General features: G+C 71.8%; 21 protein-coding genes and 1 pseudogene. 10 read left to right on the top strand and 12 right to left on the bottom strand.

Annotated features, from left to right (window positions below):
• Positions 1-78: 78 nt before the first annotated feature.
• On the bottom strand, positions 79-741 hold the full coding sequence (locus ACTVZO_RS37260; protein ID WP_443302568.1) for a phosphotransferase: 663 nt from the start codon (positions 739-741) through the stop codon (positions 79-81).
• A gap of 236 nt (positions 742-977) precedes the next feature.
• On the opposite strand from ACTVZO_RS37260, the gene ACTVZO_RS37255 reads away from it, so the two are divergent.
• A complete protein-coding gene (locus ACTVZO_RS37255) occupies positions 978-2,468 on the top strand; it encodes an MFS transporter (protein ID WP_443302567.1) in 1,491 nt (496 codons plus the stop codon).
• A 50-nt stretch (positions 2,469-2,518) separates the two neighbouring features.
• Here ACTVZO_RS37255 and ACTVZO_RS37250 read toward each other — a convergent pair whose 3' ends face one another.
• The 6 genes and pseudogenes from ACTVZO_RS37250 to ACTVZO_RS37225 form a co-directional block, all read right to left on the bottom strand.
• Positions 2,519-3,631 (bottom strand): mechanosensitive ion channel family protein, encoded by a 1,113-nt coding sequence (locus ACTVZO_RS37250; RefSeq protein ID WP_443302566.1) that lies wholly within the window; start codon positions 3,629-3,631, stop codon positions 2,519-2,521.
• Positions 3,632-3,825: 194 nt separating this feature from the next.
• The gene (locus ACTVZO_RS37245) at positions 3,826-5,100 is read right to left on the bottom strand and encodes a pyroglutamyl peptidase (RefSeq protein ID WP_443302565.1); all 1,275 of its coding nucleotides are present in this window, start codon (positions 5,098-5,100) and stop codon (positions 3,826-3,828) included.
• A 101-nt stretch (positions 5,101-5,201) separates the two neighbouring features.
• Positions 5,202-6,293 (bottom strand): 2,3-diaminopropionate biosynthesis protein SbnB, encoded by a 1,092-nt coding sequence (gene sbnB, locus ACTVZO_RS37240; RefSeq protein WP_443302564.1) that lies wholly within the window; start codon positions 6,291-6,293, stop codon positions 5,202-5,204.
• Positions 6,290-7,345, bottom strand: a complete 1,056-nt coding sequence (locus tag ACTVZO_RS37235; RefSeq protein WP_443302563.1) for a TauD/TfdA family dioxygenase — start codon at positions 7,343-7,345, stop codon at positions 6,290-6,292. Before ACTVZO_RS37235 ends, sbnB begins: the two co-directional genes overlap by 4 nt.
• A gap of 74 nt (positions 7,346-7,419) precedes the next feature.
• Positions 7,420-9,927: pseudogene (locus ACTVZO_RS37230) on the bottom strand (non-ribosomal peptide synthetase); the annotation flags it as partial.
• Between the two features lie 62 nt (positions 9,928-9,989).
• Positions 9,990-12,476 carry a Pls/PosA family non-ribosomal peptide synthetase gene (locus tag ACTVZO_RS37225; RefSeq protein WP_443302562.1) on the bottom strand — a complete coding sequence of 829 codons (2,487 nt, stop codon included), beginning with the start codon at positions 12,474-12,476 and terminating at the stop codon, positions 9,990-9,992.
• A gap of 357 nt (positions 12,477-12,833) precedes the next feature.
• Here ACTVZO_RS37225 and sbnA point away from each other — a divergent pair, with 357 nt between their 5' ends.
• Positions 12,834-13,814: a 2,3-diaminopropionate biosynthesis protein SbnA gene (sbnA, locus tag ACTVZO_RS37220; RefSeq protein WP_443303390.1), complete on the top strand. Its 981-nt coding sequence runs from the start codon at positions 12,834-12,836 to the stop codon at positions 13,812-13,814.
• Between the two features lie 25 nt (positions 13,815-13,839).
• Here sbnA and ACTVZO_RS37215 read toward each other — a convergent pair whose 3' ends face one another.
• Positions 13,840-14,502 carry a TetR/AcrR family transcriptional regulator gene (locus ACTVZO_RS37215; protein WP_443302561.1) on the bottom strand — a complete coding sequence of 221 codons (663 nt, stop codon included), beginning with the start codon at positions 14,500-14,502 and terminating at the stop codon, positions 13,840-13,842.
• 359 nt (positions 14,503-14,861) lie between these two features.
• Between ACTVZO_RS37215 and ACTVZO_RS37210 the strand changes: the two genes are divergently transcribed.
• Complete coding sequence (locus ACTVZO_RS37210; RefSeq protein WP_443302560.1) at positions 14,862-15,296, top strand: VOC family protein; 435 nt, start codon at positions 14,862-14,864, stop codon at positions 15,294-15,296.
• Between the two features lie 43 nt (positions 15,297-15,339).
• Here ACTVZO_RS37210 and ACTVZO_RS37205 read toward each other — a convergent pair whose 3' ends face one another.
• On the bottom strand, positions 15,340-16,554 hold the full coding sequence (locus tag ACTVZO_RS37205; RefSeq protein WP_443302559.1) for a hypothetical protein: 1,215 nt from the start codon (positions 16,552-16,554) through the stop codon (positions 15,340-15,342).
• Between the two features lie 206 nt (positions 16,555-16,760).
• On the opposite strand from ACTVZO_RS37205, the gene ACTVZO_RS37200 reads away from it, so the two are divergent.
• The gene (locus ACTVZO_RS37200; RefSeq protein ID WP_443302558.1) at positions 16,761-17,114 is read left to right on the top strand and encodes a GPI anchored serine-threonine rich family protein; all 354 of its coding nucleotides are present in this window, start codon (positions 16,761-16,763) and stop codon (positions 17,112-17,114) included.
• Positions 17,115-17,119: 5 nt separating this feature from the next.
• On the opposite strand, the gene ACTVZO_RS37195 is transcribed toward ACTVZO_RS37200, so the two are convergent.
• Positions 17,120-17,941 (bottom strand): class I SAM-dependent methyltransferase, encoded by an 822-nt coding sequence (locus ACTVZO_RS37195; RefSeq protein WP_443302557.1) that lies wholly within the window; start codon positions 17,939-17,941, stop codon positions 17,120-17,122.
• 273 nt (positions 17,942-18,214) lie between these two features.
• Between ACTVZO_RS37195 and ACTVZO_RS37190 the strand changes: the two genes are divergently transcribed.
• From ACTVZO_RS37190 to ACTVZO_RS37170, 5 genes are all read left to right on the top strand, one after another.
• Positions 18,215-19,636, top strand: a complete 1,422-nt coding sequence (locus ACTVZO_RS37190; protein ID WP_443302556.1) for an alpha/beta hydrolase family protein — start codon at positions 18,215-18,217, stop codon at positions 19,634-19,636.
• 83 nt (positions 19,637-19,719) lie between these two features.
• On the top strand, positions 19,720-20,430 hold the full coding sequence (locus ACTVZO_RS37185) for a VanZ family protein (RefSeq protein WP_443302555.1): 711 nt from the start codon (positions 19,720-19,722) through the stop codon (positions 20,428-20,430).
• Positions 20,431-20,503: 73 nt separating this feature from the next.
• Positions 20,504-21,214, top strand: a complete 711-nt coding sequence (locus ACTVZO_RS37180) for a response regulator transcription factor (protein ID WP_443302553.1) — start codon at positions 20,504-20,506, stop codon at positions 21,212-21,214.
• Positions 21,207-22,313 carry a sensor histidine kinase gene (locus ACTVZO_RS37175; protein WP_443302552.1) on the top strand — a complete coding sequence of 369 codons (1,107 nt, stop codon included), beginning with the start codon at positions 21,207-21,209 and terminating at the stop codon, positions 22,311-22,313. Before ACTVZO_RS37180 ends, ACTVZO_RS37175 begins: the two co-directional genes overlap by 8 nt.
• A gap of 24 nt (positions 22,314-22,337) precedes the next feature.
• Positions 22,338-23,453: an AI-2E family transporter gene (locus ACTVZO_RS37170; RefSeq protein WP_443302551.1), complete on the top strand. Its 1,116-nt coding sequence runs from the start codon at positions 22,338-22,340 to the stop codon at positions 23,451-23,453.
• 23 nt (positions 23,454-23,476) lie between these two features.
• Here the strand turns inward: ACTVZO_RS37170 and ACTVZO_RS37165 are convergent, their stop codons facing one another.
• Positions 23,477-24,106: a DUF4190 domain-containing protein gene (locus ACTVZO_RS37165; protein ID WP_443302550.1), complete on the bottom strand. Its 630-nt coding sequence runs from the start codon at positions 24,104-24,106 to the stop codon at positions 23,477-23,479.
• A gap of 480 nt (positions 24,107-24,586) precedes the next feature.
• Between ACTVZO_RS37165 and ACTVZO_RS37160 the strand changes: the two genes are divergently transcribed.
• Entirely contained in the window at positions 24,587-25,129 is a 543-nt protein-coding gene (locus ACTVZO_RS37160; RefSeq protein WP_443302548.1) for a GNAT family N-acetyltransferase, read from the top strand.
• A 37-nt stretch (positions 25,130-25,166) separates the two neighbouring features.
• On the opposite strand, the gene ACTVZO_RS37155 is transcribed toward ACTVZO_RS37160, so the two are convergent.
• Positions 25,167-26,111 (bottom strand): ornithine cyclodeaminase family protein, encoded by a 945-nt coding sequence (locus ACTVZO_RS37155; protein ID WP_443302547.1) that lies wholly within the window; start codon positions 26,109-26,111, stop codon positions 25,167-25,169.
• Between the last annotated feature and the right edge of the window lie 56 nt (positions 26,112-26,167).

The following is a 26,167-nucleotide window of genomic DNA, read 5'->3' as shown; positions in this document are numbered from 1 at the left end:
CGGTTCTTGGCTCTCGGTTATCGGCTATCGGTTCGGCGTGGGCGTCGACCGCCCCGTACTGCGACCGCCCGGGCCGGCTCAGGCGTAGGGGCGCCCCAGGCGGCGGACCAGGGCGGCCTCGGCTTCCGTGAGGTGGGGGTCCTCCAGCCGTCGCTCGGTGGCGACGGGCATGCCGGGGCGCCGGTCGGTCCCACAGGTGCGGGCCATGGCACGCAGGAAGCCCCGGATCAGCAGCCGTTCGTGCGGGCGCAGGACGATTCCGCGCAGGATGACGAAGGTCATCGCGACATCGACCTCGGGGCGGCCGACGCGGCAGGTGCTCCAGTCGATGACCCTCGGGCCGCGGTCCGTGATGATGACGTTCTCCGGATGCAGATCGAGGTGCAGCACCCGGGCGTCACCGCCGTCGCCTCCCGGCAGCCCGGGCAGCCAGCCGGGATCGGGAAGACCGTGCAGCTCCTGGTGCAGCCGGCCCAGCAGCGCACCGTACGCCGGAGCCCGCCAGGGGCGACTGCGCAAGGCCTCGCTCATGGTCGGCCCGTGCAGCCGCTCCATCACCAGGTCCGTACCGGCCACGTCGTGGACGACCGGCACCGGGTAGCCCTGCGCGGCCAGCCACCGCAGGAGCCGCGCCTCGTCCTCCGCGTCCTCCGCCGGACCTCCGTTGCGGAAGCGGCGCAGCACGCGGTCCCCGTCCACGGCGTACACATCGGCCTCGCGTCCCCGCCCGATCAGCTCCAACACCCCTCCTCGGTCCACCTGCTCCGCTCCCGGGCAGCGCGATCGCCCCCGCCCGCAGTATCCACGAGAGGGACCGAACAGGATGATCGGGTGCGTTGGGCCGTTCGGTGGCGGTCGATGCGCCGAAGTGCTGATGGGCGGCGCGTACGCCCGGGCATCGGAGCGGCCGCATGTCCGACTGGTTCGCGGGAATCCGGCAGGGCAGGGGGCGACCGAGAAGGAGGGAGCAGGGAAGGATGGCATCCGACTCGTCGCCCGTGCCCGCGGAGGCGGGCACGGCCACCGTCACCACCGCCGTACCGGCCCGCCTCGACCGCCTGCCGTGGTCCCGCTGGCACTGGATGATCGTGATCGGCCTCGGTACCGTCTGGATCCTCGACGGCCTCGAGGTCACCATCGTCGGCAACGTCGCGGGCCGCCTCGCCGAGGAAGGCAGCGGGCTCGACATCACCGCCGCCCAGGTCACCGGTATCGCCGCCGCCCTCTATGTGGCAGGTGCCTGCTCCGGGGCGCTCTTCTTCGGATGGCTGACGGACCGCTACGGCCGCAAGAAGCTCTTCATGGTGACCTTGGTCGTCTACCTCGGCGCGACCGCGATGACCGCGCTCTCGTTCGAGTCCTGGTGGTTCTTCCTCTTCCGCTTCCTGACCGGTTTCGGCATCGGCGGCGAGTACGCGGCCATCAACTCGGCGATCGACGAGCTGATCCCGTCGCTCTACCGGGGCCGGGTCGACCTCATCATCAACGGCAGCTACTGGCTGGGCGCGATCGGCGGAGCCCTGCTGTCCGTCGTGATGCTGGACACCGACATCTTCCCCAAAGACCTCGGCTGGCGGCTCAGTTTCGCCCTCGGCGTCGTCCTCGGCCTGGTCATCCTGCTCGTACGCCGGCACGTTCCGGAGAGTCCGCGCTGGCAGTTCATCCACGGCAGGGCGGAGGAGGCCGAGGCGCTGGTGTCGTCCGTGGAGCAGGAGATCGAGCGGGAGAAGGGCGAGCGGCTGCCGCCGCCGGCCGGTGAGATCACCATCCACCAGCGCAAGAGCATCGGCTTCGGCCTCATCGCCAGGACGGTCTTCGGCCGCTACCCGCGCCGTGCGTTCCTCGGCCTGTCGCTCTTCATCGGCCAGGCGTTCCTCTACAACGCCATCACCTTCGGCTTCGGCACCATCCTCACGACGTTCTTCGAGGTGCCGACGGGCCACACGGGCTACTACTTCGCCGTGATCGCCGCGGGCAACTTCCTCGGCCCCCTGCTGCTCGGCAAGCTGTTCGACACGCTGGGCCGCCGGATCATGATCTCCTCCACCTACCTGCTCTCGGGCGTGCTCCTGTTCGGCACGGCCTGGCTGTTCGACCGGGGTTCGCTCACGGCGACGGGCATGACGGTCTGCTGGTGCGTGGTGCTGTTCTTCGCGTCGGCGGGCGCGTCCAGTGCGTACCTGACCGTGTCGGAGATCTTCCCGATGGAGACCCGCGCCATGGCCATCGCCTTCTTCTACGCCCTCGGCACCGCGGCCGGCGGCATCAGCGGCCCGCTGATCTTCGCCGACCTCACCGAGTCGGGCGTGGTCGGCGACACGGCGCTCGCGTTCCGGATCGGCGCCGCGCTGATGTGCGCCGCCGGCCTCGTGGCGGCCTTCCTGGCGGTGAAGGCCGAGCGCCGCTCGCTGGAGGACATCGCCGAGCCGCTCTCGGTGGTGAAGCCGGCCGCGGCCGGCCCACCGTGAAAGGCGACGGCGCTCGGCGTCCGCCGGGGGGGGGGGGCGTACGGCGCGCTCTAGCGGCCGCTGTCCGTGAGGACCGTCGGTGACGCCGCTCGCTGGTGCGGGACCGGCACCTGCGCGGACGGCTCCGGGAGGTCTCCGTCCCGGTGCAGGGCGACGGTACGGGTCGGGGCGGGGATCGAGATGCCCTCCGCACGGAACCGCCGGTGCAGGCGCTTGATGAACTCGTGCTTGATCCGGTACTGGTCGCTGAACTCGCCGACCCCCAGGATCACGGTGAAGTCGATGCGGGAGTCCGCGAACGTGTGGAAGCGGACGGCCGCTTCGTGGTCGGGGACCGCGCCGTTGATGTCGGCCATCACGCCGTCGACGACGTCGAGGGTGACCCGCTCGACGTGCTCCAGGTCGCTCTCGTAGCCCACTCCCACCTGGACCAGGATCGAGAACCGCGCTTCCGGCTGGGTGAAGTTGGTCATGTTCGTCCGGGCGAGGCGCCCGTTGGGGATGATGACCAGGTTGTTCGACAGGTTGCGCACCACGGTGTTGCGCCAGTTGATGTCGACGACGTACCCCTCCTCGCCGCTGGTGAGCCGGATGTAGTCACCGGGCTGCACCGTCTTCGAGGCGAGGATGTGCACCCCGGCGAAGAGGTTGGCAAGGGTGTCCTGGAGGGCGAGGGCCACGGCCAGACCGCCCACTCCCAGGGCCGTGACCAGGGGTGCGATGGACACGCCGAGGGTCTCCAGGGCGACCAGCACGCCCATCACGAGGACCACGATCCGCGTGATGTTGACGAAGATGGACGCCGACCCGGCGACTCCGGTGCGCGCCCCCGCCACGGACTGGACGAGGCCCGCGACGACCCTCGCCGTGCTGAGCGTGGCGATGAGGATCAGCAGCGCGGTCAGGGACTGGTTCACGATCCCCGAGACCCGTGCGGTGAGCGGCAGCGTCGTGGCGGCCACCGCGGCGCCCGCGATGAGCGCGGCGCCCGGGGCGATGGTGCGCAGCGCGTCGACGATGATGTCGTCGCCCCGCCACCGGGTGCGCTCCGCGTGCCGGCCCAGCCAGCGCAGGAGGGTGCGCAGCAGCAGCCCGGCCGCGGCGCCCGCCGCCAGCGCGATTCCCGCGACGAGCCAGTCGTGCAGGACGAGATCGCGGTTCAACGGACCCCCTCCGCCGCGCGGCGCCGGCCCGGGGGCGTGGCGACGGACGCTGCCGGCCGTCGTATAGGGTGTGTCGTCACCTTGTCACCTGTCAGTTCGTCGTGCTGTAGGCCGCGTTCGGGCGTGTGTACGCATCCGGAACGGGCTGCCATCCTGCCCCATGGCGGGTGACGCACCGCAGGCGGGGGCGGCGACTACCGTCGCACTGCGGCGTGTTCGAGGACCGCGCGGACCTCGCCGGTGATCGAGCTCTCGTTGCGTTCGAACTCGGGGCCGGTCAGCAGCTGGGGATCGGCCGGCAGACCCGTGAGCACGGGGGTGTGGAGGTGGCCGCCGGGCAGGTGCGGGGCGAGCTCGGTGCGCAGCCGGTTGGAGCGGTAGGCGACCTCGTTGGACAGGTAGCCGCCCCCGCCGCCCGATACCGCCCGTGAGCCCGGTGTCGGGCCGTCGGGCCGGTCCACGGGAGCCGTGCCGCCGGCCGGGATCTCGGTCACCGCGCGGTTGAGGAGGACCGGGTACGGGGTCTGCACGGCGGCGGTCACCGCGTCGGCGGGCAGCGTGGTGCGGATGAACTCCGGTCCGGGGCCCAGGCCGGGGGCCGTCACCGGGCGTTCGCGGGTACCGCCGGAGAGGGCGCGCGCGTTGTCGGGGTACGGGTCGGCGGACCGTGCCCGGCCCGCCCAGTCCTCCAGGGTGAAGATGCCGGGGTAGCCCTGGCTGACGGTGGTGATGATGTCGGCCGAGGCGGGTCCGGCGGTCATGCGCGGGGCGAACGCCCGCTCCACCATGTGGGCGTCGAAGTCGGCGTACCGCACGGGCAGGACGACGGCGCGGATCTCGGCAGGGCTGCCGTCGGCGAGGGTCACGCGCCGTCCGTTGAGCTGGAGGGCGGCCGATCCGGAGGGGTTGGCGCGGCGGATCTCGGCGTCGAGCCCGAAGGGGTCGAACCCGCTGATGAATATCCTCCGTACGCCGGGCGCCGGCCGGAAGGCGTTGTCGGTCAGGCCCCGGGAGGCGTCCTCGAAGCGGGCGCGCAGCGCGGCCCGGTCGACGGTGAACCCGGGCTGCCAGCGGGCGAGGGCGGCGGTCATGGCGAGCCGCGTCCAGTACAGCGGCCGGTCGTCGCCGGCGGCGAGGTCGCCGCCGGGCCGCTGGCCCTGGGCCCGCCGTACGGATGCCTGCCAGAGGGCCTGGCCCCAGGACTGGAGGAGCCGTTCGGCCTCGGCGGGGCCGCGCGTCGCGCACAGGGCGGCGGGGAAGCGCCGTACGAAGTCCTCCAGGCCGGCCCGCTCGACCAGGGCGGTGGTACGGGCGTCGGCGAGCCTCGACTGTTCGGAGTCGAGCGGTGCGGAGGGCTGGGTGCGGCAGGCGGAGGTGCCGGCGGCCGCGTGCGCCGGTGAGGCGACGGCCACGGGGAGGATGGTGATGAGGAGGGCGGCGGCCGATGCCGCGCGACGTAAGATCATCATGCGATGTGACATTACATAGTGGCCGGCACCCCCACCACAGGAGCACCGGCCACAGCCGCGAGGGCTGGCTCAACTCCACCGGCCCCGGGCCGGCGGGCCGCTCATCCGTACCGGCGCAGCTCGTGGAAGAAGCCGTCGATGACCTGGAGTTGCCCGGTGCGCAGGGCCTCGTCGTAGACGTGCTTGCCGACGGCCAGGTCGAGCACGCCCAGGCCGAAGGGAGAGAACACCACCGGCCGGTCCTGCGGCACCTCCGTGCGGCCGGTCGTGACGTCGTGCAGCGTGCCGGCGAGGAAGTCGCGGCTCCCGGTGAGCTGTTCGGCCAGGTGGGGCGAGGTGTCGGCCTTGAGGCAGTGCTCGACGTCGTCGACGATGTTGGTCGAGGCGAGCAGGATCTCGGGCGCGAGGTCGCGCAGGGACACGTGCAGGACCAGGGGGTTGTGGTCGAACCACGCCGGGTCGGTGACGTGGGGCCGGTCGGCGATCGTGGCGAAGACGAGCAGGTCGCTGGAGCGGATCAGCTCCTCGGGGCTGTCGTGCAGGGTGACCGGGGTGGTCTCGTCGGTGGTCCGCAGGTAGCTCTGGAAGCCCCCCGCGCTGTCGGCGGAGATGTCGTGCACGCCGATCTCGTCGAAGGACCAGCCGGTCGCGGCCAGGAAGGTGTGGATGTAGCGGGCGATCAGGCCGGTGCCGAAGAATCCGATGCGGGTGGGCCGGGTCCCGCGGGCCCGGCTCAGGCTGTGGGCCGCCGATGCGGCCATCGCCGCGGTTCGGGTGGCGCTGATGATGGAGCTCTCCAGGCAGGCGAACGGGTAGCCGGTGTCGTGGTCGTTGAGGATCAGGACCGCCGAGGCCCTGGGGAGGCCGGCCTGCACGTTGTCGGGGAAGCTGGAGATCCACTTGAGGCCGTCCACCCGGTCCTGTCCTCCGATCGACGCGGGCAGCGCGATGATGCGGGCGCTCGGGCGGTCGGGGAAGCGCAGGAAGTACGACGGCGGGTTCACCGACTGCCCGGCGGAGTGCAGTTCGTAGGTGGCCTCGATCAGTTCCATGATCTGGCGCTCCTGGCCCTGGAGGGTGTGCTGGACCTGGGCGCCGGGGATCACGGCGAACGGGGGAACGGTGAACTGCGGTGCGGTGGGAGTCGGTTCGGAGTCCGTCGTGGTCGTGGGAGTGGTGCGGGCGGCGTTCATCGGGTGCTCCCCTCGGAGGATGCGGTCGGGGCGGGCGGGAAGGAGTGCGGGGCGTGGGGTGCGGCCATCGCGACGAGGACCTCGCGCGGCGGCTCGAACGGTTCCCTGCTGTGGGCGGTGCGGATGTTGTCGATGAGCATCAGGTCGCCGGACTGCCACGGCTCGCGGACGGTGTGCTCGGTGTAGACCGTGTTGATCAGCTCGACGACGTCCTCGCCGATCGGGTCGCCGTCCCCGAAGCGGGTGTTGAACGGCAGGGCGTCGGGGCCGTAGACGTCGACGAGGTACTCCCGTACCTCGGGCGCCAGCGTCCACTCGTTGAGGAACGCGATCTGGTTGAACCAGCAGCGCCGGCCGGTGGCCGGGTGGCGCACCACGGCGGGGCGGCGCTGGCGGGTGCTCAGGCCCCCGTCGCTCTGCCAGGCGAACTCGACGGCGTTGGCACGGCAGTACTCCTCGACGACGGCCCGGTCCTCGGTGCCGAACGCCTCGGTCCAGGAGGCGCCGATGTCGTCGTTGTAGGTACGGGTGAGCAGCCAGCCCTCGCCTTCGAACCGCTGGACGAGCTCCGGCGGCAGCGCGTCCAGGACGGCGGCGGAATCCGCCAGGGCGGTGGCTCCGCCCTCGGCCGGTGCGGTCAGGCAGGCCATCAGCATCAGACCGGGAGGGCTGTGGGTGTAGCTCAGCTCGTGGTGCATGCACATGGGCTGGTTGGCCGGCCACACCGTGGAGGAGTACACGCCGGGGGCGTGCGCCCGGCGGGGGGCGAAGGTCTCGGTGTCGGCCATCAGGTTCGGGGCCACCTCGGTGAAGACGGCGCCCACCTGCCCCACGTCTGCCAGGCCGAGCCCGCGGACGAGGACGGCGCCGTGTTCCGTGACCAGGCCGCGCAGGGTGTGTCGGTGCTCGGCGGCCCAGGCGGGTACGTCGGCCGGTTCAGGGGTGGGAACGTTCAGGATCGGGGGTGTGCCGGGGTTCAGGACCACCGGGGGCACGGGCGCGGAAGCGGACACCGGGCTGGGGCTGATCGGGGCGGGGCTGGTGAACGACATGGTCTGGTTCCTTTCGGGGGTGACGGGGCTGAGGAGGCGGCCGGACATCAGAGGGAGACCGGCGGTGCGGTGGGACGCGGCCGGGACGGGATGTCCAGGAACCGGGCCAGATCGGCGAGGACGGGGTGCCGGTTGACGTCCGCCGGGGAGACGGCGCGGTCCAGGGTGACGGCGAGCCTCACGGCCGACAGGGAGGTCCCGCCCCGGTCGAAGAAGTTGTCCCCCCGGCCGATCTGGTCCTGCGGCACGCCGAGCACCTTCGCCCACGCGGCCGCCATCCGCTCTTCGGCGGGTGTGCCCGGCGGCTGGACCTCGTCCTCGGTGGCGTCCTCGGTGCCGTGGAGCCGCGCGGCCAGGGCGGTCAGGGCCTTGCGGTCGATCTTGCTGTTGGCGGTCAGCGGGAGGCTCTCCTGCCAGTGGATGGCCGAGGGGACCATGTACCCGGGCAGCGACGCGCCGAGGCGGTCCAGCAGGACGCCGGTTTCGAGCGGCTGCGGGGCGCTGTAGAAGGCCACCAGGTGCGTGCTCTGGTCGGGCCGTTCGGTGACCACCACGGCGCTGTCACGGACCCCGGGGGCGCGGAGCAGGGTGTTCTCGATCTCGCCGGTCTCGATGCGGAAACCGCGGATCTTGACCTGGTTGTCGCGGCGGCCGAGGAACTCCAGCTTGCCGTCGGGCTGCCAGCGGCCGACGTCGCCGCTGCGGTACAGGCGCCGGCCCTCACGGTGCGGGTCGGCGAGGTAGGTCGGCCGGGTGCGCTCGGGGTCGTTGACGTAGCCGCGGCCGACGCAGACCCCGGAGAAGGCGATCACGCCGGGGGCGCCGAGCGGTACCGGGTTGAGGTGCTCGTCGACGACGTAGAGGTGCACGTTGTTGACGGGCCGGCCCAGCGGCACCCGGTCGGTGTCCGGTGTGCGGTCCATGACCTCGTGGTTGGTGTCGTCGCTGGTCTCGGTCAGCCCGTAGGCGTTGACGAGCTTGATCCGGGGCTGCGCGGTGAACCAGCGCTGGGCGAGCTCCTTCTTCAGCGCCTCACCCGTGACCGATACGTACCGCAGGTCCGGCAGGGTCCGGGGGTGCTGCTCGAGGTGGGACAGGACCACGTCGAGGTAGGAAGGGACCACCTGCAGGACGGCGACCCGGCCGCGGACGACGGTGTCGACGAACCGTGCGGCATCGAGGATCGCCTCCTGCTCGATCAGCAGGGTCCGCCCGCCGACCAGCAGCGGGGCGAGCAGCTGCCACAGGGAGATGTCGAAGCACTGGGGCGCGGTCTGGGCGACCACCTGCCCTTCGGTGATCTCCAGGTCGTCGATCTTGGCGTAGAGGTGGTTGAGCATGCCCTCCTGTTCGCACATCGCGCCCTTGGGCTCGCCCGTGGAGCCGGAGGTGAAGTAGATGTAGGCCAGCTGGTCGGGTGCGACCTCGATGCCGAGGTCGGTGCCGGAGTGCTCCCGTTCGCCGGCGGTGTCGGTGTCCGTGTCCGTGTCGGTGAAGAGCGTCCGGACCTCGGGCCGGGCGGTGAGAGCCGAGCGCACGCCGGCGGTGGCGTCGGACCGGGTCATCACCAGTCCGCAGCCCGCCCGGGCCAGCATGGTGGTGATGCGTTCGGCCGGCAGGTGCGGTTCGATCGGCAGGTAGGCGCCGCCGGCTTTGAAGACGGCCAGGACCGAGGTCAGCCAGTCCAGGTTCCGCTCCATGGCCACCGCGACCACCCCTTCACGGTGCAGTCCCCGGTCCAGCAGGGCGCGGGCCAGCCGGTTGGCGCGGGTGTTGAGCTCCTCGTAGGTCCACTCGCGGTCACCGTGCTGGGCGGCGACGGCGTGCGGGTGCTGCCGTACGCGCTCCTCGAACAGTTCGTGCACGCGGCGCTCGGGCAGCTCCCGGCTCGGCCCGGCGAGGCCATTGATCTGGAAGCGGAGCTCTTCGGCCGACAGCAGGCTCCGAGCCGTGTGATCGGCCTCCGGGTCGGCGGCGATCAGGGCGAGCGCGGTCAGGTGGTATCCGGCGATCCGGGCCGCACAGTCCTCGTCGAGGACGTCGGTGCGGTAGCGCAGCCGCAGCGTCGCCCGGCCGTCGTCGTGGTGGGCGATGCCCATCCACAGCGGCATGTCCGCGGCCGCGGCGCTGCCGGTGACGTCCAGCACGGTCTCGAAGGGCGCCTCGGCCAGACCGAGTTCGCGCTTCAGGTCTGCCACGGGGAAGTCCTGGTGGACCAGTAGCCGCAGCAGGGCGTCGCGGGTGTGCAGCAGGAGGCTGCGCCACGAGCCGGGGCCGGTCGTCAGCCTGCACGGCAGCGGCCGGGCTCCGGCGGCGGCGACGTACCCGGTGGTGACCTCCTGCTCGCCGCTCAGCGCGGCGAGCACCTTCGCGTGTGCGGTCAGCAGCACGCAGTCCAGCGGCACTTCCAGGTGCTCGGCCACCCGGCGCACTGCCGCCACCCGGTCGGCCGGGACCGGCGTCTCGTACTCGGCCACGCCCGCGACCGGCACCCGGGTCCATCGGGGAAGGGGGGCGAAGCCGCTGCCGGCGGTCAGGATGCCGTGCCAGAACTCTCGGCTGGTGGATGCGTTGCGGGCCATGAGGGGTCTCTCCTGTCTGGTGCTGATGCGGTCGGGTCGAGTTGCGTCGGGTCGGGTCGGGTTCAGCTGGGCTGCGGCCGGGCCGGGTTTCCCGTCCACCGGGCTCCCTGCGGGATCTGCTCGCCCTTCATGAGGAAGGAGTCGCACGCGAGCTGGACGCGGTCTCCCACGGTCACGCCGTAGTGGACGTACGCGCTGACGCCGAGGGTGGAGCCGTCACCGATCGTGGTGCGGTCGGACTTGAAGGCGCCGTCCTCCTGCGAGTGGCACTGGACCACCGTTCCCGCGTTGAGCGTGCAGTCGTCCCCGATGGTGACGAGGGTCCGCTCGGGGAAGGAGCAGCCGTCGTCGAAGACCCGCTTGCCGATCCGCGCGCCCAGCAGCCGCCAGACGACGCTCTTGAACGGGGTCCCGTCGAAGAACCGCTCGTATCCGATCGAGGCCATCTTCCAGAAGCGCTCGTGCCGCCAGAACGACGGCTCGTAGATCGAGCAGTACAGCGGTTCCTGGGCCTTGAATCCGGTGGTGGCCCGTTCGATCAGCGCGAAGTAGACGACGGTGAACGGCAGCATCAGGACGGCGGCCAGCGCGACGACCGACACGCCGAGCGAGGGGTAGAGGGCCGCGGCGGCCAGGCCGAGAAGGGTCATGGCGAAGACGTGGATCCACCGCGCCGTCAGGTACAGCGCCGCCGTGACGGTGTTGTGCCGGTTCTTGGCGGCCAGGCGCCGGCGCAGCTCGCTGCCGCTCTCCAGCTCCTCGAACCGGGTGTCCCGCATCACCGTGCGGGGGATGGCGAAGGCGGGCGAGCCCAGCAGTCCCGTGTTCTCCCGCACCTCTCCGTCGACCGGGACCATCACCTTCGTCGCCAGCAGGCAGTTGTCGCCGGTCTTGGCCCGCGCGGGATAGGCGATGCGGTTGCCGAGGAAGTTGTCGGCTCCGATCGAGGCCCGGGACAGGCTGAACGCGGTGTTGGAGTAGTCGGCGTTGATGACCGAGAGGCCGTCGGCGACCATCGTCCTGCTGCCCACCGAGCTCAAGAACGGGCTGTCGTGTTTCACGTCGATGCCGAAGTTCGAACCGGTCTGCGTGACGCGCGACAGGTCGTAGCCGACGTAGCGCAGGTAGTGGACGATCGCGGAGCTGTCCCCGAACAGCGCGGTGAAGAACTTGCTGTTGGTCAGGCGTGCGATGGCGCGCTGCAGACCGTAGTGCAGGCCGTAGAGCGGATAGACCGTGTCCGGCTTGACCGCCAGGTTGAGCAGGCGCGGCAGTACGCCCTGGATGACCAGGCCGGCGAGAGCGGCGCCGAAGAACAGGACGAAGGATGCGGCCAGCGCGCCGAGGTAGAAGCCCCCGCTGGTGAACGCCGCGGTCCCGGCGCGGGTGGGCGTGGTCAGGTTCGACAGCGGGGCGAGCAGCACGGTCAGGCCACCGGTGGCCAGCGGCAGGTACACCAGTACCAGGGCGAGCAGCTGCCCGACGGTGTAGCGGACCTTCCTGGCGGTGGAGCAGTCGGCGGCGCCGACCGTACGGAAGTCCGTGCCGGTGGGCTCGGCCGGCGAGCCGTGCCAGCGCTCGCCCGCGGGGACCGTCTGACCGGCGTGCAGGCTGGAGGCGTGCCCGAGCTGGGCCCGGCTGCCCATCGAGGTGTGGATGTCGAGGACGGTCTGTTCGCTGACGAGCACGTTGCTGCCGAGGGTGACCGGGCCGGTCTGGATGAGACCGTCGTGTGCCCGGTAGCCGGAGAAGAGCACGTGCTTGCGGACCACGGTTCCGTCACCGATCGTGATCAGGTCGGTGCAGACGGGGATGTGCGGGGAGAAGATCGCGACGTTGCGGCCGATCTTGGCGCCCAGCGCCCTCAGGTACACCACGTACAGCGGCGACCCGGCGAGGAGGCGGACGGGGCTGGTGCGGATCAAGGTCTTGACCAGCCACCAGCGGACGTAGCCGAGGCTCCAGACGGGGAACTCGCGGGGCGTGAAACGACCGATGAGGGTCCACTTCCCGACGATCGGGAGGGCGCACAGGCCGGCGAAGCCGACGCCGCCCGCCAGTACGGATCGCAGGTAGACGTCGAGCGCACCGTGGCCGTCGGCGATCCAGTCGAAGCTGCGGACGGTGAGCAGTGCGACGAGGTAGGAGTAGCCGAGGAACACCAGGAACTGCAGCATTCCGCAGAGCAGGTACTGGCCGGTGCCGGCCCGCTTCACCTGCTCGCGCGCCGGGGCGGGGGCGGCGGGCGCGGCCCCGGTGAGCGCGGCGGCCAGCGCATCGACCGTGGGATTCCGGTAGACGTCCTTCATGGATGCGGGCGGCAGGTCCGACCGCTTGCGGATTCTGGCGCAGAACCGAGCCATCACCATCGAATCAGCGCCCAGGTCGGCAAAGAAGTCGCTGTCGCCGGGGACCTGGTCCACACCCACGACATCAGCCAGCACCTCCGCAAGGAGCCGCGCCGTCTCGGCGGTCGCGCCGTCAGACGTGGCCTTCGGCCGTTCCTGGGGCCTGCTGGTGGACAGCGTTGCGGTGGGTTTCTCTAGCATGTCTGCTCCTCGACGGTGTTCCGGGCGCCGCAGACCGCGGGGGTCGCCTCGTCACGGCACTCACTGCCGCCCTTCCAGTAGGCCCCGGGGGGATATTTCCGTCACGCCGCTCGATGTCGTGTCTTGACACCGCACAACGGCAGAGGTAGCGCCTCCCGGGCTCGGGCTGCCGATCCGGGCGCGTATCCGGGATCGCGTACCGCGTCAAGTCACGACATCGGGTGACATGACAGAGCCGCAGGTCAGCACGCGTACTGGAGGGGTCCCGAAGACGTCGCAGCAGCCGAGGTCTTCCCCGAGTCGCCCACACGAGCCAGTGGCACCAGAGCCGACGTGAGCGCATACCAGGAGGTGCCCATGCCGGTCATATCCACTCCCCAGGAATTCAACACGGACGACCTCTACGTCGACCTCGAGGCGATCAGCGGGCACCGGCTGTTCCTCAAGTGCGAAGGGTTCAACTTCGCGGGGTCGATCAAGCTCAAGGCCGCCACCGCGATGGTCGAGGCCGCCGAACGCGACGGCCTGCTCACCCCCGGGTCCATCCTGGTCGAGTCCTCCTCGGGCAACCTCGGCGTGGCGCTGAGCATGATCGCCGCGAGCAAGGGCTACCGGTTCGTGTGCGTGACCGACTCGCGCTGCAACCTGGCGACGCGGCTGCTCCTGGAGGCCCTCGGCAGCGAGATCCACGTCATCACCGAGCCCTCCCCCACCGGGGGCCTGCTCGGCGCCCGCATCGACCACGTCCGCGCCCTGTGCGCCTCGGACGACCGCTACGTATGGCTCAACCAGTACGCCAACCCCAACAACCACACGGCCCACTACCGCACCACCGCACCGGCCATCGCCCGCGCCTTCCCCGACCTCGACGTCCTGTTCGTAGGGGCCGGCACCACCGGGACCCTCATGGGGTGCGCCCGCTTCTTCCGCGGCTGGCACCGTCCGGTCCGCATCGTCGCGATCGACTCGGAGGGCTCCGCCACCTTCGGGGACACGCCAAGCCGCCGCATGATCCCCGGACTCGGCACCAGCATCCGCCCGCCGCTGCTCGACACCTCGTACGTGGACGAAGTCATCCACGTGGGCGAAGCCGAGACGATCCGCACCTGCCATCAACTGGCCGGCCACGGCTTCATCTTCGGCGGGTCGACCGGCACCGTCGTGAACGGGGCCGGCCAGTGGCTGGCCCGGCAGGACAAGCAGCTGACCGCGGTCGCCATCGCCCCCGACCTCGGCGAGCGCTACCTCGAAACCGTCTACCAGGCCGACTGGGTACGGAACTTCTACGGCGAGGACGTCCTCCGGTCCCAGACGGCCGCGGCCGCCGCGGCGGCCTGATCCGGCGGGCACGCCGCGCGCTACCTCAGCGGCGGTCCGCCGGCAGGTCGTCGAGTTCGGCCGCGCAGAGGTGGGCCGGATCGAGGTCCGTGCCGGCGAAGTGACCGGCGAGCTCCAGTGACAGCACGCCGTGCAGGCCGGTCAAGAAGGTCAGGAACCGGTGGAGCGTCCCGGCGGCCGGGGGGTGGCCGGCGGCCCAGTACCGGTGGCTCTCCAGGTAGCTGCCGAAGGGGCTCCCGGCGCCGTCCCCGCCGGGCCCCCCGCCTCCCGCGAGGGCCGCGCACGCGTCGAGCAGCGTGGTCACGACCTCGGAGGAGATGGCGGTGATGTCCGCGGGCGCGTGGCGGCCGGGGATCGGGGTGCCGTAGACGAGGAAGTACCGCTGGGCGTCCGCCAGGGCCCAGCCGCGCAGGACGTGCGCCAGCCCCGCGAGGTCGCCGCCGCCAGCGGAGGCCGCGCGGAGGGTGTCGGCGAGGCTGCGGTAGGCCTCCCCCACCAGCTCGGTGATCAGCTCGTCACGGCCGGCGAAGTAGCGGTAGAGCGCGGGTGCGCTCATGCCCATCTGCTGGACGATCGCGTTGAGGGAGAGTGCGGACGCGCCCGCCGTGGCGATCTGCTCCCAGGCGCGGGCCGTGATCTCCGCCCGCACCTGTTCCCGGTAGCGCTCCCGCGGGGTCTTCGCGCCCATCGCCGCCGCGCCGCAATGTCAGCCGTCCCGCTCGCCCTCGTCCGCCACCGGACCGAGACCGTGATCAGCGCTCCGCTGCACGCCGTCTGGAAGCTCCAGACCGACGTGGAGCGCCGGCCCTCCTGGCAGACCCCCGTCGAGACCGTGGCACGCCACGACCACGGCACCCTGCGCAGCGGCTCGGCCTTCCGGTGGACGCCCCCCCATACCCCCGAACCCCGTGACTCACGCCACCTCCCTGGAGATCACCTCGAACGTCCGGCAGCCGCGAGGACTCGAAGCCTGGCTGCGCGAGTTGAAGGCCGCCGCCGGAGCCCGAGCCCACGACCAGCCGCGCTGACCGCCCCTATGATGGGCCGATGGCGACGATCAAGCAGATCCAGATCACCTTCGACTGCGCGGAGCCCGAGCGCGTCGCGCGCTTCTGGTGCGAGGTGCTGGGGTACGTCGTACCGCCGCCACCGAAGGGCTTCGCCGACTGGGGCGCGTTCGATCGCGCGCTGCCGGCCGAGCGGCAGGGTTCGGCGTTCGCGTGCGTCGACCCCTCGGGCGTGGGCCCGCGGCTGTTCTTCCAGCGCGTCCCCGAGGCCAAGGTCGTCAAGAACCGGGTCCACATCGACGTACGCGTGGGCGCCGGGCTCGTCGGCGAAGAGCGACTGGCCGCACTCGAGGCCGAATGCGCACGGCTGATCCCGCTCGGCGCGTCCCGCGTCCGGTTGCTGACCGCCGACGGCGAGAACGAGTCGTGCCTCGTGATGCAGGACGTCGAGGGCAACGAGTTCTGCCTCGACTGACGGTCGCGAACCCGAGGTCCCCGGTGCGGTCAGCGGTCAGCGGTCAGCGGCGGCTCGGCTCACGGTGCAGGAACTCCAGGCGGTGCTGGGCCAGTTGCAAGTGCCGCGGATCGAGGGCCGGCAGCACGCGCAGCAGGCGGATGAGGTCGGGTCCCGTTTCGAGGGCCGCGCCCGCGTCCTTGAGCTGCGTCCAGCAGTAGAGCGCGCCCGCGGCCGCCGCATGCACGTCGGCAGCGTCCGGGGCCTGACTGCCCAGCCTGGTGCGGACGGCGCCGGACCACAGCTGCGTCGCGAGCCGGAAGTCGCCCGCCATCCGGGCCAGATCGGCCCGGATCTCCACCCAGTCCAGCGCCTCGGGCGAATCCGGCCCGTGCGTCTGATGCACGTACTGCTCCCATGCCTGCGCGAGCAGCGCGGCCTCGGAGTGCCGGCCCGCCGTGGCCAGGGAGTGGATGTGGGGGCGGGGATCGTCGGGCAGGTCCACGCGCGCGGACTGCTGCGGCCGCGGCGCTTCCGCGCGCCGGTGCTCTTCACCGGGATGAGCGACTGCCTGACCCGGCACCGGCCCGGGCGGCGTCGCCATGGCGAGCTCGCGGGCGCCGGGAAGGACCAGCGAACCGGGCGGCAGGGCGGCGGCACCCACCGCGAGCGCGTGCAACTGGAGGTTGGCGGGCCGGGTGGGACTGGCCCGCAGCTGGTCGATCCAGGCCCGCGTATAGCTGCTGACGACCAGGCCCGCGCCCTGCCAGCCGGGCGGGCAGACGACTCCGTACACCTCAGCCGACGGGGAGGCGGGCAGGCTGCCGTACTCCTGGAGCAGCGGCCAGGCCGCCTTGTCGGCCACGAGGTCGAGGAGGACCGTGGTCAACCCAGCCGGGCGGCAAGCCAGTTCCGTACCGAGCCACTCCCACGGCAGCGCCGTGTAGCGCACCGAGCCGGCCGTGGTCCCGGCCAGCGCCAGGTGCAGGCGGTCAGCCCGCCGGTCGGCGGTGAGCCGGCCCGAGAGGTACACGAGCAGCGGACCGGGCGTGGCAGCGGCCGTACGCAGCCGCATCAGCACCGTGTTCGGATCCCGGGCCCCGTCCAGGTACGTCGTGTCATACGGAACGCCGCTGTTCAGCAACGCCGACACCGGCACCACACCCAGCGCGGCCACGTTGGCGCTCGGCGCCACCTGTACACCGCGGCGCCTCACGGCGGCGTCCCCCGCTATGAGGAGCACATGGCCCCGCTGCTCTCCCAGCCCCAAGTTGTGCATGGACAGACCGTACTCACTCTGCGGGGTCCGGGAACCACGCGCCCGGCTGCTCCCCCGCCATCCCGATCTCCCTCTTTAGGGGGATACAACCAGCTCTTTGCCTTTATATGGTGGTGTACGCAGATCAGTTTTCCGTCGAGACCTGGACGGTGCCCGTGTCCGATTCCCCTTCCTTCCTCACCGGTGTACGCAATGCCGTGCGCCTCATGGCAAAGCGGGTCAACTCCCGGCTGAGCCGGCCGGACGCCGCCGTGCTCCTCGCCGCGGACGACCTCGTGGTCTCGGCGCCGGCGGAGGGCGCCGAGTGGACCGCGGGGGCGGAGCACCTCGTGCGGTGGTACCTCACCGGCTCCGTCGACCCGGTCGACGTCCACCTCGTCCAGCGCGAGGGCATCTCGACCGTGACCCGCGCCGTCCTCGCCGAAGGACTGCCCTCACACGAGACGTCGGTGAAGGTGACCGTCCCCGTCGGCACCCCGGCGGGCGAGTACATGGTGCTGGTCACCAGCCAGGGCCTGCTCGACGCGTACAGCCGCCCCTTCCGCATCACCTCGGCCTGATCCCGCTACGCGGACCGCTGGGCCGTGACCAGGAGGTACTCCCACTCCATGACGCCGTCGGCGAGGTGCCGCGAGGCCAGGTCGTCGAGGGCCGCGTCGAGTGCGGCCACCCGCTCGGGGTCTTCGGAGACGAAGCGGTACGTGGCGATCGTCGGCCCGTAGCAGGCCTTGAAGTAGTCACGGAACTCCTCCGGCCGTGCGAACCGGTCGACGCGCAACCGCTGTCGGCGCGCGTCCACGTCGGTCACGCCGTCGCCGAGCAGGGCGTGCACGTGCTCCGGGTCCCCCCACAGGGGCGGCGGCTGGACACCGGGCGGCGGCGGAGGGGCGTAGGGGCGCATCGCGGCGAACATCTGCCCGATGAACCCCTCCGGGGTCCAGTTGATCAGGCCGACGGTACCGCCCGGGCGGCAGACCCGGACCAGTTCGTCGGCGGCCTGCTGGTGGTGCGGGGCGAACATGACGCCGACGCAGGACATCACCGTGTCGAACTCCCCGTCCGCGAAGGGCAGGGCCTCCGCGTCCGCTTCCCGCCAGTCCAGCCGGGCGCCGCTCGTCTCGGCCAGGCGGCGTCCGACCTCCAGGAGTTCGGGCGTGAGGTCGGAGGCGACGACGTCGGCGCCGAGGAGGGCGGCGGGGACGGCCGCGTTCCCGGAGCCGGCCGCGACATCGAGGACGCGGTCGCCCTTCCCGACGCCGCATGCCCGCACCAGCTCGCCGCCCAGCTCGTGGATGACGTGCGTCGCCACATCGGGGTAGTCCCCCAGCGCCCACATCGCACGGTGTTTCGCCTTCAGGGCATCGGGGACCGCGTTCTCGTTGCTCATGTCTCCATACCTAGTGCCTGCCGCCCGCGACGGCCCCGGGGCCGGGGCCAGGAGGGTGACGGTGGCCGGCGGACGCCCGGGCCGTCCCCTCCCGGGTCCTCCGGACGGCCCAACGCCGGGCCGGGTCGCGGACGGGGCGGCGGTCCGTCCGCGTACGGGCCCGCGACCTGGTGAATCACCCGCCGGGCGAGTGGAACGGCAAGGGCGGGGGCAAGGGTCCGTGCGCGGCGGACCGCATGTCGTCGCGCCGGGCCGGGGCTACGTTCCGGTGGCATGAAGCAGACATCAGGCGACCGGCCCTCCGGCCCCTCCCGCCGCGCCCTGCTCACCGCCGGCGTGGGCGCCGCGCTCGTGGCGGGCTGCGCCCGCGGGGGCTCTCCCGGGGCCCCGGCCGCCGCCGCCACCGCCACCGCCACCGCCAGCGGATCCGCCACGCCCAGCGCCGCCGCGGGCGGCATCACGCCGGGGGTGATGACGCTCTTCAAGAACCCGGAGTACAACTTCAACGGGCTCCTCGCGCTCGGCGCCTCCGGCGCGGGCGCCGCCGAGGTCGGCGAGGTCCTGACCGCCGTCAACGCCATCAACAGCGCCGGGCTGTCCTCGCAGACGTACGTCGAGACCTTCCGCACACTGGGCGACCAGCTCCTCAAGGCACCCCCCGGAGCCCCTGCCGACGACCAGACGAAGCGGTTCAGGGCGCTGCGCGCCGCCCAGTACTACGGCCAGGCGCTGTTCTTCGTCCTCGGTTCCGACGACCCGGGCAGCGAGGAGCAGCTGTACCGGTCCGGCCGCGCGGCCTGGGACGCGTTCTGCGACCTGTGCGAGCCCGCTCCCGTCAAGGCCACCGTCCCGTACGGCACGACGCCGCTGCCGGTGTGGTTCTTCCGGCCCGACGCGTCGAACACCCCGCGCCCCACCGTGATCCTGACCAACGGCAGCGACGGCCAGAACGTCGACATGTGGACCTACGGGGTTCCCGCCGCGCTGGAACGCGGCTGGAACGCGCTCGTCTACGACGGGCCGGGGCAGGGCCAACTGCTCTTCGTCGACCGGATCGTGTTCACGCCCACCTGGGAGAAGGTCGTCACACCCCTCGTCGACTGGCTGACGGCCCGCTCCGACGTGGACGCCGCCAGGATCGCGCTGACGGGTCTGAGCATGGCGGGGGACCTGGCGCCCCGGGCCGCGGCGTTCGAGAGCCGGATCGCCGCGCTCGTGGCGATGCCGGGGTGCGTGGAACCGTGGCTGGGCTTCCCGCCCGAGATCCGCAAGATCCTCACGCCCGACAAGCAGGAGACGAACGACATCTGGAACAAGGAGGTCGTCCCGGAACTGCCGCCGGAGGCCGCCGCGGTGATGAAGAAGCGCTTCGAGCCGTTCTCCGTCCCCGCGATGCTCGACGCCCGCCAGGGCAAGCTGTTCACCGACTTCTACACCCCCGCCACCCGCATTCAGGCCCTGTCGATCACCGACGTCGTCGGCCGCATCAAGGCGCCCACCCTGGTGCTGGACTACGAGGGCGAGCAGTTCTACCCCGGCCAGCCGCGCCGGATGTACGACGCGCTCACCTCACCCAAGGACTTCCTGCGGCTGACGGCGGCGCAGGGCGCGCAGTTGCACTGCTCCCCCATGGCCCCGCAGCTGCACTGCGAGGTGGTGTTCGACTGGCTGCAGAACACGTTGCCGGGCAGCTGACGCGGCGCGGACCGGCCGTGTATCGCGTACGTATCGAAAATCGCATACGCCACCGCAACGGCCCGGCGTCTCCCATGGGGCGTATGAACCACAACGCATCGCCACCGTCACCGACCCGCCGCGCGCTCGGGATCCTGCTCGTCGGTCTGGCGGTGCTCGGCATCGCCGGCTCCGCGTACGTCCTGCGCATGCCTCTGATGATGTCCGTTCCGGCGTGCATGGCGGGGCGGTGGCACGGCTGCTTCGACACCTTCAACGGTGTGGTGCTCATGACGCTGGTCACGCTGCCACTGGCCGTGCTGGTGGCGTGGGCCCTGGCACGCCGCCGGCGTGCCGCGGGCGCCCCGTCCGCGTGGCGGCTGTCGCTGGCCGAGGTGGGCATGGTGCACGGGACGGTGCCGTTCGTGTGGATGACCATGATGCCGGGCTCCGGGGCCGGCATCGTGCCCGGCCGGGTGAGCCTGGTGCCGCTGCGGGACCTGGTCACGATGGGGACGCTCGGGACCGTCGGCAACCTGCTGGTCTTCGCGGCGCTGGGGTTCTTCGCCCCGATGCGGTTCTCGGCGCTGGCGTCCCTCCCGCGGATCCTGGCGCTCGGGGCGGGCTGCTCGCTCCTGGTCGAGACCGCGCAGTACGTGTTCCGGCTGGACCGGGTGTCGTCCGTGGACGACGTACTGGTCAACGCCGCCGGCGCCGCACTGGCCGCGCTGGCGTCGCGCCGCTGGTGGCGTACCGCGGCGCAGGCGAAGACGCCGTCGGACCGGCCGCGTCCCACGCTGGTGCCGGCCGGCTGAGGTCGCGTGCGTGTCCGGTGTGTACACGTCTTCGGATACGCCGACGATATGCCGTGCTGCTTAGGCTTCGGGCATGCGCGTACTGATCGTGGAGGACGAGCCCTACCTGGCGGAGGCCGTCCGTGACGGTCTGCGGCTGGAGGCGATCGCCGCCGACATCGCGGGCGACGGCGACTCCGCCCTGGAACTGCTCAGCGTCAACTCCTACGACCTCGCGGTCCTCGACCGCGACATCCCCGGCCCCTCCGGCGACGAGGTCGCCCGGCGCATCGTCGCCTCCGGCAGCGGCATCCCGATCCTCATGCTCACCGCCGCCGACCGGATCGACGACAAGGCCTCCGGGTTCGGACTCGGCGCCGACGACTACCTCACCAAGCCGTTCGAGCTGCGGGAGCTCGTCCTGCGGCTGAGGGCGCTCGACCGCAGGCGCGCGTACGCCCGGCCCCCGGTCCGCGAGATCGCGGGGCTGCGGCTGGACCCCTTCCGGCGGGAGGTGTTCCGCGACGGGCGCTACGTCGCGCTCACCCGCAAGCAGTTCGCCGTCCTGGAGGTCCTGGTCGCCGCCGAAGACGGGGTCGTGAGCGCCGAAGAGCTGCTGGAACGGGCCTGGGACGAGAACGCGGACCCCCTCACCAACGCGGTGCGCATCACCGTCTCGGCCCTGCGCAAACGGCTCGGCGAACCCTGGATCATCGGCACGGTGCCCGGCGTCGGCTACCGGATCGACGCACAGCGGCAGCCGGGGCTCGGGCCCGGCGGACCCGAAGGAGGAAACCGTGCGTAGAGCGCCCGGGCTGAGCGTTCGTTCCAAGCTCACCCTCAGCTACGCCGGATTCCTGATGCTCGCCGGTGTCCTGCTGCTCGCCGCGGTGTGGGTGTTCCTCCTGCGTTACGTACCCGAGCGCGCGACGCTCATCGTCCCCTCCGGCGCGCCCACCAACGGTGTCTTCCCCATCCGGTCGAGCCTCCTGCGCGTCTTCGCGCCGCGGGCGGCCGCGGTCCTGGCGTTCCTGCTGGTGCTCGGTCTCGCGGGAGGGTGGATCCTCGCCGGCCGGATGCTCGCACCGCTCACGCAGATCACCGAGGCGGCGCGGACGGCGGGCAGGGGATCGCTGTCGCACAGGATCCGGCTCAGGGGCCGTCAGGACGAATTCCGCGAACTGTCCGACGCGTTCGACTCGATGCTGGAACGACTCGAGTCCCATGTCGCCGAGCAGCGGCGGTTCGCCGCGAACGCCTCCCATGAGCTGCGTACGCCGCTGGCGATCTCGCGGGCGCTGCTCGACGTCGCCCGCAAGGACCCCACCCGGGACCGGGACGAACTCGTCGAACGCCTGCAGGCCGTCAACACGCGGGCGATCGACCTCACCGAGGCCCTGCTGCTGCTCAGCCGCGGCGACCGCGGAAACCTCGCGCGCGAGAGCGTCGACCTCTCCCTCATCGCCGAAGAAGCGGCCGAAGCGCTGCTTCCCCTCGCCGAACAGCGCGGTATCACGCTCGACGTCACCGGCGGGGCGGCCGGGACCAGCGGCTCCGCGGAGCTCCTGCTGCGGATGGTGACGAACCTCGTCCAGAACGCCATCGTGCACAACCTCCCCACGGGCGGCACGGTGACGGTCCACACCGCGTCGCACGGGGACACGAGCGTGCTGCGGGTCGAGAACACGGGCCGCCCGCTCCCACCGGAACTGGTCCCGTCCCTCACCGAACCCTTCCGGCGCGGAACGGACCGCGTACGCACCGACGAACACGCCGGGGTCGGCCTCGGCCTGGCCATCGTGCAGAGCATCGTCCGTGCCCACGACGGAACCCTCGGCCTCGTCCCCCGGCCCGCCGGCGGCCTCCTGGTCACGGTCCGGCTTCCCGGCACGCCGTTGCCGTAGCCGGGGTGTGCATAGGGTGAGCCCATGTCTGTCACATTGAGCTCCGCACGAGCCGCTGCCGCACTGCGTACGTCGGCACGGATCTCCGCCGAGGTGCTGGTGGTCCTGGTCATGGCGGCGGCGGCCCTGTGGGTTCTGGGCCGGATGTGGTCGGTCGTCTGGCCGCTCATAGTCGCCCTGTTCCTCACCACTCTGACCTGGCCCCTGGCCGCGTACCTTCGGCGCCGGGGGTGGCGGCCCGCGCTGGCCGCCTCCGTGGTGACCGTGCTGTTCCTCTTGGTGGGCGCGGGCATCGTGGCGCTGATCGCCGTGCCCGTGGCGTCCCAGTCGGGCGAGTTGGTCGACGGCGTCTCCGCGGGCATCCAACGGCTGCGCGAGTGGGCGGCCGGTCCTCCCCTGAACATCGGCGACGACCAGATCTCCGGCGCCTTCGACGCCGCGATGGCCCGTCTCCAGAACAGCGTCGGCAGCGCGGTCTCCACCGTCGCCACCGGCGTGAGCACCGTCTTCAACGGTCTGGTCACCGCCGTGCTGGCGCTCTTCCTGATGTTCTTCTTCCTCAAGGACGGCCCCCGCTTCCTGCCGTGGCTCACCCGCCAGCTCCCCGGCCGGCTCGCCACCGACATCCCGGTCGTGGCCGCGCGCAGCTGGCAGACCCTGGGCTCGTTCGTCCGGTCACAGGCCTTCGTCGGCCTCCTCGACGCCGTGTTCATCGGCCTGGGCCTGTGGATCGTGGGCGTACCCCTGGTGCTGCCGCTGGCGGTCCTGACGTTCGTCTCGGCGTTCGTGCCGATCGTGGGAGCCCTGTTCGCCGGTCTGGTGGCGGTGCTCATCGCGCTGGTGTCGAACGGTCTGACGGACGCGCTGATCGTGCTGGCGATCATCGTGGCGGTGCAGCAGCTCGAAGGCAACGTGTTCCAACCCATGATCCAGAGTCGCGGTCTCGGTCTCCACGCGGCGGTGATCCTGCTGGCGGTCACGCTGGGCGGCAGCCTGGCCGGCGTCGTGGGCAGCCTGCTGGCCGTACCGGCGGCCGCGCTGGTCGCCGTCTTCTGGAACTACCTGCGCGAGCAGATCAGCGAACCGCCGAACGAGCCGGGGGCCGGCGAACCGCTGCCCGCGGCTCCCGTCCCGTCGTAGACGGGACGGGCCGAACGAGCCGCTCAGGAGCTGGTGGTCGCGCGGACCGAGCCGGAGCTGGCGCCGCTGGCGTCACCCAGGAAACAGGTGACCTCGCGGTCTCCGCGGCCCCAGGTCTCCTCGGACGGGAAGTAGACGAAGAGCTCCAGGTTGTCCGGGAGGGTCGCGGACGGGCCCACGTAGTCGGTGAGCACCGTGCCGGAGCACCGTTCCTCGGTGTTCGCCGCGACCGCCTCCTTGCCCGGGTACGGTCCGTCGTCCAGGGCGAAGACGGCGTACGTCTCCCCCTCGTGCGGCCGGTCGCAGGGCAGGACGGTGACCGTGAAGGGAGCATCCACGCTGGCCCCGTCCTGGAACTCCGCCAAGTCGTTGGCCGTGTTGAAGCAGTCCCCCGTGCGGAGGTCCTTGACCTCGCTGGAGCCCTGCTCGGTGACCCGGCCGGTGGTGTCGCGCTTCGGCGCGTCGTCCAGCACGGAGAACCCGAAGACCACGGCGAGGGCGTAGAGCACGAGGGTCGCGCAGTGGATGACGATCGCGGCGATGGCGAACCCCTTGCCCCTCTCGTGACGCGCGCGGATCTGGTAGAGGGCGATGATGCCGAGGATCAGCGGGACCAGGGGGATCGCGCAGAGGACCGACATGATGAAGGCCACGATGGCCAGCGTGTTGGTCTTCTCCGGCTGCTGCGGAGGCGCGTACCAGCCCGTCGGGCCGCCGTAGGGCCCGGGCGGCTGCCCTGGTGGTGGCGGGTACTGACCCGGTGGCGGGGGCGGTGGGGGCGGGTACTGACCCGGGGGCGGTGGGGGCGGGTACTGACCTGGCGGGGGCGGGGGCGGGGGCGGCGGGTGCTGACCGGGCGGTCCGTGCGGCCCCCAGCCGGGCTTCGGCTCGGGGGACGACGGTGGTGGCGGGGGTGGGAAGGTCATGCGCGTCGCGCTCCTTGCACGGAGGAACGTGGATCTCGACCTCGTGCCTTCGGCCCGACGGCGTCCTTGCGTCCACTCCGACGACGCACGCCTGTCTGCCGATGGTGCTCTGATTTCCACGCTACGCCCCGAAGCCGGAGGCGTCCTGCGGGAGCCGCCCGCCTTATCCGTTTGCCGTCGGTGAACCCCGTCGGATAGGAAGCTCGCATGTTGAGAGGCGGCAAGGTCGGGCTCAGGGCCCGGCACGAAGACGACATCCCGGTCCTGCGGACCGAGCTCTACGACGACGTGGTCAACTCCTCGCGGGCCGAGGGCCGGCCGTGGCGGCCGATCTCACCCGGCTCGAAGGACTCGCGGCTCGCGGTGAACGACGAGCAGGAGGCGCACGTCCCGTTCTCCGTGGTGGAACTGGACGGCGGCACGCTGGTCGGCACCGCGGTGCTCTGGGGCATCGACAACCACAACCGGTCCGCGCACATCGGGCTGGGCCTGCTGCCCTCCTCCCGCGGGAAGGGCTACGGCACCGACGTGGTCGCGGTCCTGTGCCACTACGGCTTCACCGTGCGCGGCTTGCAGCGGCTGCAGATCGAGACGCTCTCGGACAACGCCGCGATGCTCCGCTCGGCCGAGCGCAACGGCTTCGTCCGCGAGGGCGTGCTGCGCTCTTCGGCCTGGGTGATGGGCGAGTTCCTCGACGAGGTGCTGCTCGGCCTCCTCGCCCAGGACTGGAAGCCGGACTCGAAGGGCTGAGGCCGCCTCCGGGCACGACGCGTCGCGGGGGCGTCGGTCAGGAGAGCAGGTCGATCCGCCGGCCGATGTCGTGCTGCTCGGCCTGTCGGTAGGCGGTCCACGCCAGAGCGAGGTCCTGCCAGGGAAGTCCGACGGGCGCGTAGACGGAGCGGGCCGTCGCGCCGGTGCGTCCCGGGTGCTCGCCGCGCAGTACCTCGCCGAGCGTGGCGTCGGCGGCGGGGGCCGGAAGGCCCGCCGCCGCCAGTGCGCCCATGGCCGCGGCGAGTTCCCGGTCGTCGACGACCAGGAGTGCGGATTCGAGCAGATCGGCGGAGAGTTCCTGCTTGCCGGGCTCGTCGGCTCCCAGAGTCGTGAGGTGCTGCCCCGGCCGCGTGTCCGCGAGCCGGAGCACCGGTGAGCGTGACCAGGTGGCGAGCAGGACGATGTCCGCGGCCGCGGCGACCTCGGCGGCGGACGTCAGGGAACGGCCGCCGTGGCGTGCGGCGAAGGCGTCGGCGCGCTCCGGATCCACGTCGTGGACGACCAGATCGCGGTGCCGGCGCAGGGTGTTCAGGCCGCGCACCATGAGCTCGGCCTGTGCGCCCGCGCCGATCACCCCCAGTACCGTGCCCTCCGTCGCGGCGGGGCCTGCCAGAAGGTGGGTTCCGAGGGCCGCGGCCAGTCCGGTGCGCCACGCGGTGACGGTCGCGGAGTCCATCAGCGCGAGGAGCTCCCCGTCGCGGCCGCTGTGAAGGCAGATCACACCGCGCAGCGCCGGCCGGGCTCCCGGGAACTTGGCGTTGACCTTCACCGTGTACGCCTCGATCCCGGGCAGTACGCCGGGGATCAGGGCCGTGGCCGTGCCGGGAAAGGGCAGGTCGGTGCGGATCCGTTGCCCGGCGACCGGGGAGGCGGCGGCACGGAAACCGTCGCGCAGGGCAGCCATGCAGGCCACCGGCTCGAGCACGGTCTGGAGGTCGCTTCGGGTCAGTAGGCGGGTCACCCGGCCATGATCTCCCAGGGCATCGCCCGGGATCGACAGGGGGATCGACCGGCATC

Origin of the sequence: Streptomyces sp. IBSNAI002, from assembly GCF_052244475.1 — a bacterium.
Lineage (GTDB): Bacteria > Actinomycetota > Actinomycetes > Streptomycetales > Streptomycetaceae > Streptomyces.
The sequence above is the reverse complement of the archived record's forward strand: the minus strand, read 5'-3'. Positions and strand labels throughout refer to the sequence as shown.